Source organism: Kosakonia beeri (genome assembly GCF_054165705.1).
In genome coordinates, this window is sequence record NZ_CM135106.1 from 3,312,289 (window position 1) to 3,328,978 (window position 16,690).

The 16,690-nt window shown below is 55.6% G+C and carries 14 protein-coding genes; 12 read left to right on the forward strand and 2 right to left on the reverse strand.

Annotated elements, in window-relative coordinates:
- The first annotated feature begins 40 nt into the window (after positions 1–40).
- From ACUY4S_RS15705 to ACUY4S_RS15720, 4 genes are all read left to right on the forward strand, one after another.
- Positions 41–1,879: a beta-glucoside-specific PTS transporter subunit IIABC gene (locus ACUY4S_RS15705; protein WP_458021645.1), complete on the forward strand. Its 1,839-nt coding sequence runs from the start codon at positions 41–43 to the stop codon at positions 1,877–1,879.
- 11 nt (positions 1,880–1,890) lie between these two features.
- A complete protein-coding gene (locus ACUY4S_RS15710) occupies positions 1,891–3,363 on the forward strand; it encodes a glycoside hydrolase family 1 protein (RefSeq protein ID WP_458021646.1) in 1,473 nt (490 codons plus the stop codon).
- Between the two features lie 9 nt (positions 3,364–3,372).
- Positions 3,373–4,764 (forward strand): glycoside hydrolase family 1 protein, encoded by a 1,392-nt coding sequence (locus ACUY4S_RS15715; protein WP_312688366.1) that lies wholly within the window; start codon positions 3,373–3,375, stop codon positions 4,762–4,764.
- Positions 4,765–4,829: 65 nt separating this feature from the next.
- Positions 4,830–5,771: an alpha/beta hydrolase gene (locus ACUY4S_RS15720; protein WP_458021647.1), complete on the forward strand. Its 942-nt coding sequence runs from the start codon at positions 4,830–4,832 to the stop codon at positions 5,769–5,771.
- 100 nt (positions 5,772–5,871) lie between these two features.
- On the opposite strand, the gene rhlE is transcribed toward ACUY4S_RS15720, so the two are convergent.
- Positions 5,872–7,287 carry an ATP-dependent RNA helicase RhlE gene (gene rhlE, locus ACUY4S_RS15725; RefSeq protein WP_312688359.1) on the reverse strand — a complete coding sequence of 472 codons (1,416 nt, stop codon included), beginning with the start codon at positions 7,285–7,287 and terminating at the stop codon, positions 5,872–5,874.
- Positions 7,288–7,521: 234 nt separating this feature from the next.
- Here rhlE and cecR point away from each other — a divergent pair, with 234 nt between their 5' ends.
- Genes cecR through ACUY4S_RS15750 form a run of 5 tightly spaced genes read left to right on the forward strand, consistent with a single transcriptional unit; the run spans position 7,522 to position 13,159 of the window.
- Positions 7,522–8,196: a transcriptional regulator CecR gene (gene cecR, locus ACUY4S_RS15730; protein ID WP_312688356.1), complete on the forward strand. Its 675-nt coding sequence runs from the start codon at positions 7,522–7,524 to the stop codon at positions 8,194–8,196.
- Complete coding sequence (gene hlyD / locus ACUY4S_RS15735; protein ID WP_458021648.1) at positions 8,196–9,191, forward strand: secretion protein HlyD; 996 nt, start codon at positions 8,196–8,198, stop codon at positions 9,189–9,191. Before cecR ends, hlyD begins: the two co-directional genes overlap by 1 nt.
- Positions 9,184–10,920 (forward strand): ATP-binding cassette domain-containing protein, encoded by a 1,737-nt coding sequence (locus tag ACUY4S_RS15740; protein WP_312688351.1) that lies wholly within the window; start codon positions 9,184–9,186, stop codon positions 10,918–10,920. Before hlyD ends, ACUY4S_RS15740 begins: the two co-directional genes overlap by 8 nt.
- Entirely contained in the window at positions 10,913–12,043 is a 1,131-nt protein-coding gene (locus ACUY4S_RS15745) for an ABC transporter permease (protein WP_312688740.1), read from the forward strand. Before ACUY4S_RS15740 ends, ACUY4S_RS15745 begins: the two co-directional genes overlap by 8 nt.
- Before the next feature lie 9 nt (positions 12,044–12,052).
- Complete coding sequence (locus ACUY4S_RS15750; RefSeq protein WP_312688348.1) at positions 12,053–13,159, forward strand: ABC transporter permease; 1,107 nt, start codon at positions 12,053–12,055, stop codon at positions 13,157–13,159.
- A 4-nt stretch (positions 13,160–13,163) separates the two neighbouring features.
- Here ACUY4S_RS15750 and ACUY4S_RS15755 read toward each other — a convergent pair whose 3' ends face one another.
- Complete coding sequence (locus ACUY4S_RS15755) at positions 13,164–13,601, reverse strand: YbhQ family protein (RefSeq protein WP_312688345.1); 438 nt, start codon at positions 13,599–13,601, stop codon at positions 13,164–13,166.
- Positions 13,602–13,733: 132 nt separating this feature from the next.
- Here ACUY4S_RS15755 and ACUY4S_RS15760 point away from each other — a divergent pair, with 132 nt between their 5' ends.
- Genes ACUY4S_RS15760 through ACUY4S_RS15770 form a run of 3 tightly spaced genes read left to right on the forward strand, consistent with a single transcriptional unit; the run spans position 13,734 to position 16,689 of the window.
- Positions 13,734–14,495 carry an endonuclease/exonuclease/phosphatase family protein gene (locus ACUY4S_RS15760; RefSeq protein ID WP_312688343.1) on the forward strand — a complete coding sequence of 254 codons (762 nt, stop codon included), beginning with the start codon at positions 13,734–13,736 and terminating at the stop codon, positions 14,493–14,495.
- Positions 14,492–15,730, forward strand: coding sequence for a cardiolipin synthase ClsB (clsB, locus tag ACUY4S_RS15765; protein ID WP_312688340.1), 1,239 nt, complete (start codon positions 14,492–14,494; stop codon positions 15,728–15,730). The genes ACUY4S_RS15760 and clsB overlap by 4 nt, the downstream gene beginning before the upstream one ends.
- Positions 15,730–16,689: a lysylphosphatidylglycerol synthase domain-containing protein gene (locus ACUY4S_RS15770; RefSeq protein WP_312688337.1), complete on the forward strand. Its 960-nt coding sequence runs from the start codon at positions 15,730–15,732 to the stop codon at positions 16,687–16,689. The genes clsB and ACUY4S_RS15770 overlap by 1 nt, the downstream gene beginning before the upstream one ends.
- The last annotated feature ends 1 nt before the right edge of the window (position 16,690 follow it).

Genomic DNA, 16,690 nt, shown 5'->3' on the forward strand with positions numbered 1-16,690 from the left:
ATGACACCTGCAATGCAGGTGGCAGTCTGGAGGAATGACCATGAACTATCAGAATACCGCGCAGCAGATCATTACCCGGATCGGCGGCAAGGACAATATTCTCTCGCTCTTTCACTGTATTACCCGTCTGCGATTTTTACTCAAAGAGAACGACAAGGCCGACCGTGCGGCGCTGGAAGCACTGGATGGCGTCATTGGCGTGAATATCTCCGGCGATCAATATCAGTTGATTATTGGCAACGACGTCGCACCGCTGTGCGAGGCGCTGCAGGCGTTACTGCCGGGCGTTTCGGCAGGTGGGGCGGTGCAGCATGGCAAACGCCACAATCCGGTGTCAGTTGTACTGGAAGGCTTATCCAGTATTTTTTCACCGATCATTCCGGCGATTGCCGGGGCCGGTATCCTCAAAGGTGTACTGGCGCTGCTGGTCGCCATGCACTGGCTGGAAACCAGCAACCAGACCTATCAAATCTTGTTGGCAATCAGCGACGGCGTTTTCTACTTTATGCCGCTGGCGCTGGCCTTCAGCGCGGCCAATAAATTTGGCGCAAACCCCTACGTTGCGGTTGCGCTTGCCGCCGCCCTGTTCCACCCCGCCATCCAGACACTGTTCAAGTCCGGCGCACCAGTGAGCTTTATGAGTCTGCCGGTGCCCACAGTGAATTATGCCTCGACAGTGATCCCCATTTTGTTGGCGGTGTGGTTGCTCAGCCGGGTAGAAAAAGGCATTGACCGCCTCATGCCTGGCGCGTTGAAAACCATGTTTGTGCCGCTGCTAAGCCTGGTGATTGTCACCCCCATCACGCTGATTGCCATTGGTCCGTTGGGCATTTTCGCTGGTAACGCGCTTTCTGGCGGCATTATCTGGCTGGTGGAAAACATGGGGATCGTGGCGGGGGTGGTGGTCGGCGGTACGTTGTCGATGATCATCATTACCGGCATGCATTATGTGCTGGTGCCTATCATGATCAACAACATCAGTCAGATGGGTTTTGACCCGTTCAAAATCCTCTTCTACGTTGCCAACCTGGGCCAGGCAGGAGCAGCTTTTGGCGTGTTCCTGCGTGCCAAAGATAAAAAGCTAAAGTCCCTGGCGCTCACGACCAGCTTCAGTGCCGCATTGGGCATTACCGAACCGGCGATGTACGGCATCAATATTCGTTATAAACGCCCGTTTGCTGCGGCGCTGATTGGCGGTGCCTGCGGCGGCGGCTTCGCCATGGCGATGGGTGTCAAAACCTATGCTTTTGCGCTTAGCGGCTTGCCCGGTCTTCCGGCGCTGGTTGGCCCGACATTTTTATGGGCGTTGGTCAGTATTGCCATCTCCTTCGTGTGTGCTGCGGTGGTTACAGTGGTGCTCGGCTTTGAAGAAACGGTGGTCGCTGGCATGAGTCCGATGCCGATGGCGCGCAGCGCAGAAAAACTGTTTGCTCCGGTCAGCGGCGAACTGAAAGCCCTGAACACGCTCAGCGATCCGGTCTTTGCCGATGAAATTTTTGGTAAAGGCCTGGCGATTTACCCTACCAGTGGCGAGCTGCGTTCGCCGGTCAACGGCAAAGTGGAATCGCTGTTCGACACTCACCACGCACTGGCACTGCAAAGCGATACCGGTGCAGAGATCCTGATTCATATTGGTATCGATACGGTGAAGCTTGGCGGGCGGCACTTTACCCGCCATATCACCGTCGGGCAGGTGGTGGAAGTGGGCGATTTACTGGTGAGCTTTGACCTTGCGGCGCTGAAAGCCGAAGGCATCGATCCCAGCGTGATCGTGGTGGTGACGAACAGCGAACAGTACGGCGACATCAGCCCGGTTAAAGCCAATGGCGATGTCGCCAGCCGGGATGAATTTCTCACACTGACCGCAACAGCGGCATAAGGAGCAGAAAGATGGCATTTTCGAAAGCATTTCCGGAAGGGTTTTTATGGGGGGGCGCCACTGCCGCAAACCAGCTGGAAGGCGCATGGAACGTGGACGGCAAAGGGTTGTCCGTCTCGGATGTCTACACCTTTGATAGCGAACTGCCCCGTGAACGCTGGCTCGATCAGTGGCTGGGCATGACCCACGCGCAGGTCCGTGAAGCGCAGGATCCCAACAGTAAAAAATATTACCCCAAACGCAAAGGCAACGACTTCTACCACCACTTTAAAGAGGATATCGCGCTGTTTGCCGGAATGGGCTTTAGATGCTTTCGCATGTCGATAGCCTGGACACGCATCTTTCCACGCGGCGATGAGACGACACCGAACGAAGCCGGGCTGAAATTTTACGATGAGGTCTTCGACACGTTACTGGCGCACGGCATCGAACCCATTGTGTCGCTCTCGCACTATGAGATGCCACTGGCGCTGGTCACCGATTACGGCGGCTGGCCAAATCGCCAGTTGGTGGAGTTTTACGTGCGCTTTGCGACGACGGTGTTCACCCGCTATCGCAAAAAAGTGAAGTACTGGATGACCTTTAACGAGATTAACTGCGTCAAACATCATCCTTATGTCAGCGTGGGGGTGATCGAAGAAGACAACCCACATCTTGAGCAGGACAAATACCAGGGCGCGCACCACCAGTTTGTGGCAAGCGCCCTGGCGACCAAAGCCTGCCACGCGATCATTCCTGGCTCGCAGGTCGGCTGCATGATCAGCTACCAGATGCTCTATCCGCATACCTGCCATCCGGATGATTTGCAGGCCTGCGAAGAGATGCAGCGAGTGTCGCTGTTCTTTAGCGACGTGCAGGCGCACGGCTACTACCCGGCGTACACCGACCGCATGCTGGCGGAGAAAGGCGTTACGCTGCAAAAAGTGGTCGGTGATGATGAGATCCTGCGCCAGCACCCGGTGGATTTTGTCTCCTTCAGTTACTACATGTCGAGTACCGTCAGCGCGCACCCGGAAAAACTGGAAGGGGCTGAAGGCAATATGATCACTGGCGGCATTCGTAACCCGCACTTGCCCACCAGCCAGTGGGGCTGGCAGATCGATCCGAAAGGGCTGCGCCTGGCGCTTAATCAACTGTATGACCGTTACCAGAAACCACTGTTTATTGCCGAAAATGGCTTGGGTGCGGTGGATACCGTTAACCCGGATGGTTCGATTGATGACGATTACCGTATCGATTACCTGCGCCAGCACGTCGCGCAGATGCAGGAAGCCATTGGCGATGGCGTCGACCTGTTTGGTTATACCTGGTGGGGGCCAATTGACGTGGTCAGCGCAGGTACGGCGCAAATCTCTAAGCGCTATGGGTTTATTTATGTGGACCAGGACGATATGGGCAACGGCACACAGGCCCGATCGCTGAAGAAAAGCTACCACTGGTATAAAAAACTGATCGCCTCTAACGGCGCAGATTTAACGGATTAAGGAGCGGAAATGGCTGTATTCCCGAAAGATTTCTTATGGGGCGGCGCAATTGCCGCCAACCAGGCGGAAGGGGCGTGGAATGAAGACGGTAAAGGGCCGTCTATCGCCGACGTGGTACGGGGCGGCATCGCCTCCGGTCAACATGATGCAGTCGTCGACCCAGGCCGCTATTACGCCAGCCACCAGGCGGTGGACTTTTACCATCATTACAAAGAAGACGTGGCGCTCTTTGCCGAAATGGGGTTCAAATGTTTCCGCACGTCAATTGCCTGGACGCGCATTTTCCCGCGTGGCGATGAAACCACGCCCAACGAAGCAGGGCTGGCGTTTTACGACAGGCTGTTTGATGAGTTGCTCAAATACGGTATTGAGCCGGTGATCACCCTTTCCCACTACGAAACCCCGCTGGCGCTCTACCAGGAATATGGCGGCTGGAAAAACAGACAACTTATTGATTTTTTCGCACGCTATTGCGAGACGGTGTTCCGGCGCTACCAGGGAAAAGTCAAATACTGGATGACCTTTAACGAGCTGAATAACATGAACCGCATGCCATTCGCCACCGGTGCAGTGGATGCCGACGCCAGCGCGCAAGATATCTGGCAGGCCAACCATCACCAGTTTGTGGCGAACGCGCTGGCGAACAAGCTATGTCATGCGATTATCCCCACCGCGCAAATTGGCTGCATGTTATCACTAAGTACCGTCTACCCGGCCACCTGTAATCCGGATGATATTTTCTCTACGATGCAATTACGCCGACGCTCGCTATTCTTTTCCGATGTAATGATGTTCGGCCACTATCCGGCCTACGCGCCGCGTCTGTTCCGCGAATCTGGCGTCGAGCTGGAAATTGCCGACGGCGACCTGCAACTGCTGGCAGATTACCCTTCGGATTATCTCGGCTTTAGCTATTACCGCAGCGTACTGCATCAGGCGGGCGGCCAGTTCCGCATTGACACCGGCGGTACCGCCGGGCTGGATAACCCCTTCCTTGAAAAAACCGAATGGGGCTGGCCTATCGATCCGCAGGGCTTCCGCATTGTGTGCAACGAACTGGCGGATCGTTACCGTAAGCCACTGTTTATTGTCGAGAATGGTTATGGCGGAGTGGATGAGCCGGATGCCAGCGGGCAAATCAACGATCAGGCGCGTATCGATTATGGGCGTCGTCATATTCAGGCGATGGCGGAAGCCATTGAAGATGGGTGCAACATCATGGGTTATACGTGGTGGGGGCCGATTGATATCGTCAGTGCCGGAACCGGGGAGATGAAAAAACGCTATGGCTTTATCTATGTCGACAAAGACAACGAAGGCAAGGGCACACTGAAACGCAGCAAGAAGAAAAGTTTTGACTGGTATCAGCAGGTTATCGCCAGCAACGGCGAAGTGCTGTAAGGTTGCATTCAGGAAGCGCTACGGCGCTTCCTTTACGTTGACCCGCAGACGATAAAGGTTTTCGCATGAGCACATGGCATTTGGTTGATCCTGAGCTTCGCCCCGCTATTCAATCCTGGACACCTTCCTCCCTTGACGCCGCCGACTTTCCCGCCATCCGCCAACAACGCCAGCTAGCCGCGCTGGAGAATATGCACCAGCACGATGGACTGGCGCTGACGATGTCGGAGCACATGGTAGGTCCCCCCCCGGTAAGAGTGCGCGTCATCGCCCCGCAACAACCGCGTGCCGGGCGAATGGGGGTTTTACATATTCACGGTGGTGGCCATCTGTTCGGCAGCCCGGAACAATCGCTGTCACTGACCCGGCCGACAGCAGCCCGCCACGATTGCGTGGTGGTCTCGGTCGATTACCGCCTGTCACCGGAAACACGCTTTCCCGGCTCGCTGAACGATTGCTATGCCGCACTGGTATGGATGGTGGAAAACGCCGACATGCTGGGTATCAACGCCAGTAATATTGGCTTGATGGGTGACAGCGCTGGCGCGGGCATTGCCGCCGGGCTGGCGCTCTGGGCGCGCGATCACCACGGGCCACAACTGGCGTTTCAGAACCTGATGTTCCCGATGCTCGACGACCGTACCGCGACCGCAACTGATGTCAATCCGGTCACCGGGGAGTTTATCTGGACGCGAGAAAATAACCGTTTTGCCTGGCGGGCGCTTCTGAGCTGTGAACCGGGCAGCGAAGGGGTTTCGCCGTATGCCGCCCCGGCGCGGGCTACGGAGGTGACGGGATTACCCCCCACCTGGATTGGCGTTGGCACGCTGGATCTGTTTCTGGATGAAGATGTGGCCTATGCGCAACGGTTGATTCGCGCAGGTGTGAGCGTGGAGCTGAATGTCTGGCCGGGGGCCTGGCACGGCTTTAATTCTGACCCACAGGCAAGCGTGGCGCAGCGTGCGCGGGAAGCCCGCCAGAGCTGGCTGGCACGTTTTGCCGGGTAACCCATCACAACCCCCTGATAAGACAACGCCGCCGGCAGGCATTAGCCCGACGGCGGCGTTCTTCACCGGCTGGCGCATCGCGCCTCCGGTTAATCCTGCATTACTGACCTGCAGAAGGCTTACGTGGACGGCGACGGCGAGCTGAATTTCCTGCCGGTTTGCCCTGGTTATCACGCGGGGTCTGGGCATTTGCCGGGTTACCATCAAGGCGACGGGAGCCACCTTCGCTGCGGCGCGGCGCGCGCGCTTTTTGCGCCTCGCCTTCGTTACGACGCGGCGCAGACTGACTGCGGCCACCGGCCCCCTGCCCGCGACCACTGCCCTGGCGGCCACCACCCTGACCACGACCATTCTGGATCGGTTCCGCTTTGATTGACGGATCCGGCTCGTAGCCTGCCAATGCAATGCGCGGGATCTCTTTTTTCAGCAACCGTTCGATATCGCGCAGCAGTTTGTGCTCATCTACACACACCAGCGACAATGCCTCACCGGTCGCTGCAGCGCGGCCCGTACGGCCGATACGGTGAACGTAATCTTCCGGCACATTCGGCAGCTCGTAGTTAACAACGTGCGGCAACTCTTCGATGTCCAGACCACGGGCCGCAATATCGGTAGCAACCAGTACGCGAATATCACCGGATTTAAAATCCGCCAGTGCGCGGGTACGTGCGCCCTGGCTTTTATTCCCGTGAATAGCCGCGCTAGTGATCCCGTCTTTATTCAGTTGCTCCGCCAGATGGTTCGCGCCGTGCTTGGTACGGGTAAATACCAGCACCTGCTGCCAGTTTCCTTCGCCAATCATCTGCGACAGCAGTTCCCGTTTACGCTTTTTATCGACAAAGTGCACATGCTGTGTCACCTGCTCGGAAGCAGTGTTGCGACGGGCGACTTCGATTTCCAGCGGGTTACGCAGCAGTTTTTCCGCCAGCTGTTTGATCTCATCAGAGAACGTGGCGGAAAACAGCAAGTTCTGACGTTTCGCCGGCAGCTTCGCCAGCACACGGCGAATATCATGAATAAAGCCCATATCCAGCATGCGGTCGGCTTCATCCAGCACCAGGATCTCAACGCTATCCAGTTTCAGTGCATTTTGATGTTCCAGATCCAGCAAACGCCCCGGTGTTGCCACCAGCACATCGACGCCACCGCGCAATTTCATCATTTGTGGGTTAATGCTGACACCGCCGAAAACAACCAGCGAGCGAATGTTCAGGTATTTGCTATAGGCTGCAACGTTTTCGCCAATCTGCGCCGCCAGTTCACGGGTTGGGGTTAAGATCAGCGCACGTACCGGGCGGCGGCCCTTCGCATGCGGTTCGTTCTGAATCAGGCGCTGCAACAAGGGCAGCGTAAAGCCTGCCGTTTTACCTGTACCGGTCTGGGCGCTGGCCATCAGGTCGCGGCCTTGCAACACCGCCGGGATAGCTTGCTGTTGAATAGGGGTCGGCTGAACATAGCCCTGCTCAGCAACAGCACGCAGGATATCCGAATTCAGGCCAAGGGCATCAAATGACATAACAACTCCGCACCGCCCCGACCTGTTACAGGTGTAGTTTTCAGGGAGATAATAATTTGACTGATGACAAAAACCACAATGTCATGAAGGGGCGGAGTGTATCAGCTTTTGTGATCACACGCATAAATTATCCCCCAAAGTACGGCCTGAGCATAATTTGCCCCTTTCATACTGGACAACCTTGTCCCTCCAGCCTAAATTTAATCAATCGATTGATTAATTTTCATCACCACCATGAATACAATCCCAACCACCAGCAAAGGCGAACATGCCAAAAGCCAGTTAATTGCCGCCGCACTTGCGCAATTTGGCGAATACGGGCTGCATGCCACAACGCGAGATATTGCCGCGCAGGCCGGGCAAAACATCGCCGCCATTACTTACTACTTTGGGTCCAAAGAAGATTTGTACCTCGCCTGTGCGCAATGGATTGCCGACTTTATTAATGAGAATTTCCGCCCGCACGCTCAGGCTGCCGAAACGTTACTGGCCCAACCCAACGTTGAAAAAGAGGAAATCCGGGGGCTTATTCATCGCGCCTGTAAAAATATGATCACCCTGCTGACGCACGACGAAACGCTGAACCTCAGTAAGTTTATTTCACGCGAGCAGCTCTCCCCTACCCGTGCTTACCAGCTGGTACATGATCAGGTTATCGCCCCCCTGCATTGCCATCTTACGCGCCTGCTTGCCGCCTATACCGGGCGAGACGCTGAAGATACGCAAACCATTATTCATACCCATGCGCTACTGGGCGAAATTCTCGCGTTTCGTCTGGGGCGTGAAACATTCCTGCTGCGTGCAGGCTGGACCGAGTTTGATGAGCAAAAATCAGCACTGATTTTTCAGGTAATCACCTGTCATATCGATCTGATTTTGCAAGGATTAACCCTCAGGAGCCTGGAGTAATGAAAAAACCTGTCGTCGTCGTGTTGCTGGTCGTTGTTGTTCTCGCCGCGCTGGGCGGTGGCTGGATGTGGTATCAGAGTAAACAGCAGAGCACATTCACCCTGTACGGTAACGTCGATATCCGTACTGTTAATCTCAGTTTCCGCGTCGGCGGGCGTCTCGCCTCGCTGACAGTGGACGAAGGCGATGCAATCAAACGTGGCCAGCCGCTGGGCGAAATCGACAAAGCCCCGTATGAAAATGCGCTGTTGCAGGCCCAGGCCAATGTTGCTACCGCGCAAGCGAAATATTCGCTGGCCACCGCAGGCTACCGGGATGAGGAAATTGCTCAGGCGGCCGCCGCGGTCAATCAGGCACGCGCCGCCTACGATTACGCACAGAATTACTATCAGCGCCAGCAAGGGCTGCTGAAAAGCCGGGCCATTTCGGCAAACGATCTGGAAAATGCCCGCTCGGCACGCGACCAGGCGCAGGCTACGCTGAAATCGGCCCAGGACAAACTGAGTCAGTACCGGGCCGGTAACCGCCCGCAGGAAATCGCCCAGGCCAAAGCCAGCCTGGAACAAGCCGAGGCGGCGCTGGCACAGGCGCAACTCGACCTGCATGACACCACGCTGGTCGCGCCGTCGGATGGCACACTGCTAACGCGTGCCGTTGAGCCAGGTAGCATGCTCAGCGCAGGCAGCACCGTGCTGACATTGTCATTAACCCGCCCGGTGCGGGTACGTGCTTATATTGACGAGCCAAACCTGCATCGCGCAAAAGCCGGTCAGGCGGTGTTGCTTTATACCGACGGCCGCCCGAATCAACCGTTTCATGGGAAAATCGGTTTTGTCTCCCCCACCGCTGAATTTACGCCGAAAACAGTCGAAACCCCGGATTTACGCACCGATCTCGTCTACCGTCTGCGCATTATTGTCACCGATGCTGACGACACGCTGCGCCAGGGTATGCCGGTCACGCTGCGTTTTAGCGATGAGGCAGGCCATGAATGAAGCGACGATTAATTTACGCAGTCTGGTAAAACGCTTTCCCGGCATGGATAAACCCGCCGTCGCACACCTGGACTGTACGATTAACGCAGGGTATGTCACCGGGCTGGTGGGGCCGGATGGCGCGGGGAAAACCACGCTGATGCGCATGCTGGCCGGGTTAATGAAAGCCGATCAGGGCGAGGTGCGCGTGATGGGGCTGGATCCCATTCGCCAGGACGCTGAACTGCATGCCATGCTGGGATACATGCCGCAAAAATTCGGCTTGTATGAAGATCTGACGGTGATGGAAAACCTCAGGCTGTATGCCGATCTGCGCAGCGTTACCGGGGAAAAACGACAGCAGACGTTTGCCCGGCTGCTGGAATTTACCTCGCTTGCCCCGTTCACCAGCCGCCTGGCCGGGAAACTCTCCGGCGGTATGAAACAAAAGCTTGGGCTGGCCTGTACGCTGGTCGGCGAACCTAAAGTGCTGTTACTGGATGAGCCGGGCGTCGGCGTCGATCCCATTTCCCGCCGCGAACTGTGGCAAATGGTGCATGAACTGGCGGGTGAAGGCATGTTGATCCTCTGGAGCACCTCCTATCTGGACGAGGCTGAACAGTGCCGTGATGTGCTGCTTATGAATGAGGGAGAACTGCTTTATCAGGGCGCGCCTAAAGCGTTGACGCAAACCATGGCCGGGCGCAGCTTTTTAGTCTCCAGCCCGCAGGAGAACAACCGCCGACTTCTGCGCAGACTGCTGAAACACCCACAAGTCAGTGATGCGATGATCCAGGGGCGTTCGGTGCGTATGATCCTGCGCAAAGAGGCGCAGGCTGCACAGGTACAGGCGGCAGATAATATGCCCCCGTTGCAGATGACGGAAACGGCACCGCGTTTTGAGGATGCATTTATTGATTTGCTGGGCGGTGCGGCAACCGCCGAATCACCGCTCGGCGCAATTCTGCACACCGTAGAGGGCAACGCGCAGGAAACGGTGATTGAAGCCAAATCGCTGACCAAAAAATTTGGTGATTTTGCTGCCACCGATCACGTGAATTTTGCCGTTAAACGCGGGGAAATTTTTGGTCTGCTCGGCCCCAACGGTGCCGGGAAGTCCACCACCTTTAAAATGATGTGTGGTTTGCTGGTGCCCACGGAAGGCCAGGCGCTGGTGCTCAACATGGATCTTAAAGTCAGCTCCGGCAAAGCCCGCCAGCACCTTGGCTATATGGCGCAGAAGTTTTCCCTGTATGGCAACCTGACCGTTGAACAGAATCTGCGCTTTTTTTCCGGCGTCTATGGCCTGCGCGGCCAGGCACAGCGCGAGAAAATTGCCCGCATGTGTGACGCATTCGGTTTACAGGAGATAGCCAGCCACGCCACCGACGCGCTACCGCTCGGTTTTAAACAGCGACTGGCGCTCGCCTGCTCGCTGATGCATGAACCCGATATTCTGTTTCTGGATGAGCCGACCTCGGGCGTCGATCCGCTCACGCGCCGTGAGTTCTGGTTGCATATCAACAGCATGGTGGAAAAAGGGGTCACGGTGATGGTCACCACGCACTTTATGGATGAGGCGGAGTATTGCGACCGCATCGGCCTGGTGTACCGTGGCAAACTGATCGCCAGCGGAACGCCTGACGCGCTGAAAGCGCAGACGGCCGATGCGGATCACGCCGATCCCACCATGGAGCATGCGTTTATTACGCTGATTCAAAACTGGGATAAGGAGCACCATGATGCGTAAAGCGCTGTGCTGGCGGCGCGTGCGCGCGCTGTGTGTAAAAGAGACGCGGCAAATTGTGCGCGACCCCAGTAGCTGGCTCATTGCGGTGGTGATCCCGCTGCTGTTGCTGTTTATTTTCGGCTACGGCATTAACCTCGACTCCAGCAAACTGCGTGTCGGGGTGTTGCTGGAGCAGCACAGTGAAGAGGCGCTGGATTTCACCCACACGCTGACGGGTTCACCGTTTATTGATGCGACCATCAGCGACAACCGCCAGCAGTTGATCCAGATGATGCAGGCCGGACGCATTCGCGGGTTGGTGGTGGTTCCGGTCAATTTTGCCGCGCAGATGGCGCGGGCGGGCGATAACGCGCCGATTCAGGTGATCACTGACGGCAGCGAACCGAATACTGCGAACTTTGTACAGGGTTATATTCAGGGCATCTGGCAACTCTGGCAGCAGCAACGGGCGGAAGATCGCGGCCAGTCGTTTGATACCTTGATTGATATTCAGACCCGCTACTGGTTTAACCCAGCCGCCATTAGCCAGCATTTTATTATTCCTGGTGCAGTGACCATCATCATGACGGTGATTGGTGCCATCCTCACCTCGCTGGTGGTCGCCCGCGAATGGGAGCGCGGTACGATGGAAGCTCTGCTGTCCACCGAAGTAACGCGGGTGGAACTGCTGCTGTGTAAACTTATCCCCTATTACTTTCTTGGCATGCTGGCGATGTTGCTGTGCATGCTGGTGTCGGTATTTATTCTCGGCGTGCCTTACCGGGGCTCGTTACTGCTGCTGTTTTTGATCACCAGTCTGTTTCTGCTCAGTACGCTGGGCATGGGGCTGCTGATCTCTACCGTCACCCGTAATCAGTTTAATGCCGCCCAGGTGGCGCTGAATGCCGCATTTCTGCCTTCCATTATGTTGTCTGGCTTTATTTTTCAAATCGATAGCATGCCAGCGGTGATCCGCGCGGTAACCTATATCATTCCGGCGCGTTACTTTGTAAGTACCCTGCAAAGCCTGTTTCTGGCGGGCAATATTCCAGTGGTACTGCTGGTCAATGTGCTGTTTCTGGTTGCCTCGGCGGTGATGTTCATTGGGCTGACGTGGCTAAAAACAAAACGCAGGCTGGAGTAAGGAAAAGTCATGTTTCATCGTTTATTGACGCTTATCCGCAAAGAGTTGCAGTCGTTGCTGCGCGAGCCGCAAACCCGTGCCATTCTGGTGTTACCGGTGCTGCTGCAGGTATTGCTGTTTCCCTTCGCCGCCACCCTTGAAGTCACCAACGCCACTATCGCCATCTACAACGAAGATAACGGCAAACATGCCGTGGAATTAACGCAACGCTTTGCCCGTGCCAAAGCTTTTCCTCACGTTTTGCTGCTGAAAAGCCCGCAAGAGATCCGCCCGACAATTGATACGCAACGCGCCCTGCTGCTGGTGCGTTTTCCGGCGGATTTTTCCCGCAATCTGGATACAGGCACCCCGGCGCCTATGCAGTTGATCCTCGACGGGCGAAATTCCAACAGTGCGCAAATCGCGGCTAATTACCTGCAACAAATGGTCAAAGATTATCAGCAGGAATTGATGAGCGGGCAGGTCAAACCCAATAACAGCGAGCTGGTAATTCGTAACTGGTATAACCCCAATCTGGATTACAAATGGTTCGTGGTGCCTTCGCTGATTGCCATGATCACCACCATCGGCGTGATGATTGTCACTTCGCTCTCGGTCGCCCGTGAACGCGAACAGGGCACGCTCGATCAGTTGTTGGTGTCGCCGCTGGCGACCTGGCAAATATTTGTTGGTAAAGCGGTCCCGGCACTGATTGTCGCCACCTTTCAGGCCACCATTGTGCTGGTGGTGGGGATTCTGGCCTACAAAATCCCCTTTGCAGGCTCGCTGCTGCTGTTCTACTTCACCATGCTAATTTATGGTTTGTCGCTGGTGGGCTTTGGTCTGCTGATTTCGTCACTCTGTTCTAACCAGCAGCAGGCGTTTATTGGCGTATTTGTCTTTATGATGCCAGCGATATTGCTCTCCGGTTATGTTTCGCCGGTGGAGAATATGCCGATCTGGTTGCAGGATATTACGTGGGTAAACCCGATTCGCCACTTTACTGATATTACCAAGCAAATTTATTTGAAAGACGCCAGTTTCCCGATTGTCTGGCAAAGTGTCTGGCCGCTACTGGTGATTGCCGCGACCACCGGGTCAGCGGCATATGCCTTATTTCGCCGTAATATCGCCTGAGCCGTTACCGATGTTCGTGGGGATTTGCCGGGTTACGGCCTTGATGCAAACCAAACGGTTTTGCAGGGAGTTTGCGCTCTTTGGTCAACAGTGAGATCACCGCCGGGCCGGCAAGAATGGCAAGCCCGGCCAACGCCAACAGAAGGTTGCTTTGCAACACGCGTGACAGCAGCCAGATAACAATTAACGATGCGCCAAAATACCAGGTGGTAGTTAACTCTTCCAGCACGTCGCCAACCTCACGCCAGCGCTCATCATGGTGACGCTGTAAAAACAGCATTAACAGCACGCTCACGCCATAGACCACGCACAGCCCTAAGCCGACGTGCACCAGCATGCCGCTGGTCCAGCCCATCACCAGCACCGCCACAATCAGCATATGCAACATTATCTGCCAACAACTCAGACCTGTCGCGACGCGAACGCGTTGTTGCCACTTCATGGCCACTCTCCTGGAGGATTTTAGTCTGATTGAAGAGTACTCGCATTTACGGAAAATTCCGTAACCCCGCCGTTTTTTGTGACAGGGACTACAATTTATTTTCATCAGGAGAGTGACGCTGGCAGGAGAATTATGACCCAACAATCGCGACAATTTTCATTGAAAGTGCTCACCATTAACACCCATAAAGGCTTTACCGCGTTTAACCGACGCTTTATTTTGCCTGAGCTGCGTGACGCGGTACGCACCGTCAGCGCGGATATCGTCTGCCTGCAGGAAGTGATGGGTGCCCATGAAGTGCACCCGTTACATGTCGAAAACTGGCCGGACACGACCCACTACGAATTTCTTGCCGACACCATGTGGAGCGATTACGCCTACGGGCGTAATGCTGTCTACCCCGAAGGGCATCACGGTAACGCGGTGCTGTCTCGCTTTCCGATTGAATATTATGAAAATCGCGATGTTTCCGTCGACGGCAGCGAAAAGCGCGGCCTGCTTTATTGCCGGATTGTGCCGCCGGATCTCGGTAGCCCTGTGCATGTGGTATGTGTGCACCTTGGACTGCGGGAAGCTCACCGTCAGGCACAATTAACCATGCTGGCGGACTGGGTCAACACACTGCCAGAGCATGAACCGGTAGTGGTGGCGGGCGACTTCAATGACTGGTGGCAGCGGGCCAATCATCCGTTAAAAATCCAGGCCGGGCTGGAGGAGATCTTCACCCGCGCACATGGCCGCCCTGCCCGGACGTTCCCGGTCAGTTTCCCGTTGCTGCGTCTTGACCGAATCTATGTGAAAAATGCCAGCGCCAGCGCGCCTACCGCGTTGCCGCTGCGTAACTGGCGCCATCTGTCCGATCATGCGCCATTAAGTGCGGAGATCCACCTATGAAAAGTAGCTGGCGAGAAGGGAACCGCATTCAGTTACTGGAAAATGGCGATAACTACTACCCGGCGCTGTACAAGGCGATCAGCCAGGCGCAGCAACGCGTCATTCTGGAAACCTTTATCTGGTTTGAAGATAAAGTCGGCTGTGAATTACAGCGCGAGCTGCTAAAAGCGGCGAAACGCGGCATCAACATTGAAGTGTTGCTTGACGGCTATGGTTCGCCCGATCTGAGTGAATCCTTTGTCAGTGAACTGACCTCCGCAGGCGTGCTGTTTCGTTACTACGATCCGCGCCCGCGCTTGTTAGGTATGCGCACCAATCTCTTTCGTCGCATGCACCGCAAAATCGTGGTAATCGACAACACCGTGGCCTTTGTCGGCGGGATCAATTACTCAGCAGAGCATATGACCGATTACGGCCCGGAAGCAAAACAGGATTATGCCGTGCGGGTTGAGGGCCCGGTTGTGGAAGATATTCTGCAATTTGAACTGGAAAACCTGCCCGACAACGCCCCGGCAAAACGCTGGTGGCGGCGGCGTCGCCATCGCCCGGAAGAGAACCGCAAACCGGGCGAAGCGCAGGCGTTGTTTATCTGGCGTGATAATGACGAGCACCGGGATGATATTGAGCGTCATTACCTGAAAATGCTGGCCAATGCACGCCGCGAAGTGATTATCGCCAATGCCTATTTCTTCCCTGGCTACCGGCTGCTCCATGCTATGCGCAGCGCCGCCCGCCGTGGCGTGACGGTTAAACTGATTGTCCAGGGCGAGCCGGATATGCCGATTGTCAAAGTCGGTGCGGAACTGCTCTATAACTACCTGCTGAAAGGCGGGGTGCAGGTGTATGAATATCGGCGGCGTCCGTTGCATGGCAAAGTGGCGTTAATGGACGATCACTGGGCAACCGTCGGCTCCAGCAATCTCGACCCGCTAAGCCTGTCGCTCAACCTGGAAGCGAATCTGATCATTCACGATCGCCAGTTCAACCATACGCTGCGCGAGAACTTACAGGGCATTATCGACCGTGACTGCAAGCGCGTAGATGAGTCAATGGCACCCAAACGCACCTGGTGGAACCTCGGCAAAAGCGTGGTTGTGTTCCACTTTTTACGTCATTTCCCGGCGATGGTTGGCTGGCTGCCTGCGCATACGCCGCAGCTGGCGTTAGTCGAGCCGCCTGTGCAGCCGGAGCTGGAAACGCAGGATCGGGTAGAAAATTCGGAGGTGAAGTCCTGATGTCCAAATCCCACCCGCGCTGGCGGCTCGCTAAAAAAGTCCTGACAGTGTTGTTCTTTATCGCCGTTGTCGTGCTATTGGTGCTGTACGCCCGCAAAGTCGACTGGGGTGATGTCTGGACGGTGATCAGCGACTATAACCGCACGGCCTTACTGAGCGCCGTGGCGCTGGTGATCATCAGCTATCTGATTTATGGCTGCTACGACCTGATGGGGCGTGCTTACTGCGGGCATAAACTGGCGAAACGCCAGGTGATGCTGGTGTCATTTATCTGTTATGCCTTCAATTTAACGCTCAGCACATGGGTCGGCGGGATCGGCATGCGCTATCGGCTTTATTCCCGGTTGGGGCTGCCGGGCAGCACTATCACGCGTATCTTTTCACTGAGTATTACTACTAACTGGCTCGGGTATATTTTACTCGGTGGGCTGATTTTTACCTTCGGCGTGGTGCAACTCCCGGCGCACTGGTATATCGATGAGCGCACATTACGCATTGTCGGCATCATTTTATTGCTGCTGATTGCCCTCTATATGTGGGGTTGCGCCTTTGCTAAACGCCGCCATGTAACGGTGAAGGGGCATAAACTTGTACTCCCGTCATGGCGATTTGCTATTGTGCAGCTGGTCGTTTCCAGCGCGAACTGGATTGTAATGGGAGCCATCATCTGGTTGTTAATGGGCATGAAAGCGGACTTTTTCTTCGTGCTGGGTGTATTACTGGTCAGCAGTATTGCCGGTGTCATTGTGCATATTCCGGCCGGGATTGGCGTGCTGGAAGCCGTATTTCTTGCTCTGCTGGCAGGGGAGCATGTTTCGCAGGGCATCATCATCGCCGCCCTGCTCGCCTATCGTGTGCTTTACTATTTTCTGCCCTTGCTGCTGGCGCTAATTTGTTATCTGTTGCTTGAGAGCCGGGCGAAAAAACTGCGCGAGAAGAATGAAAGAGCCATGAGCTGAA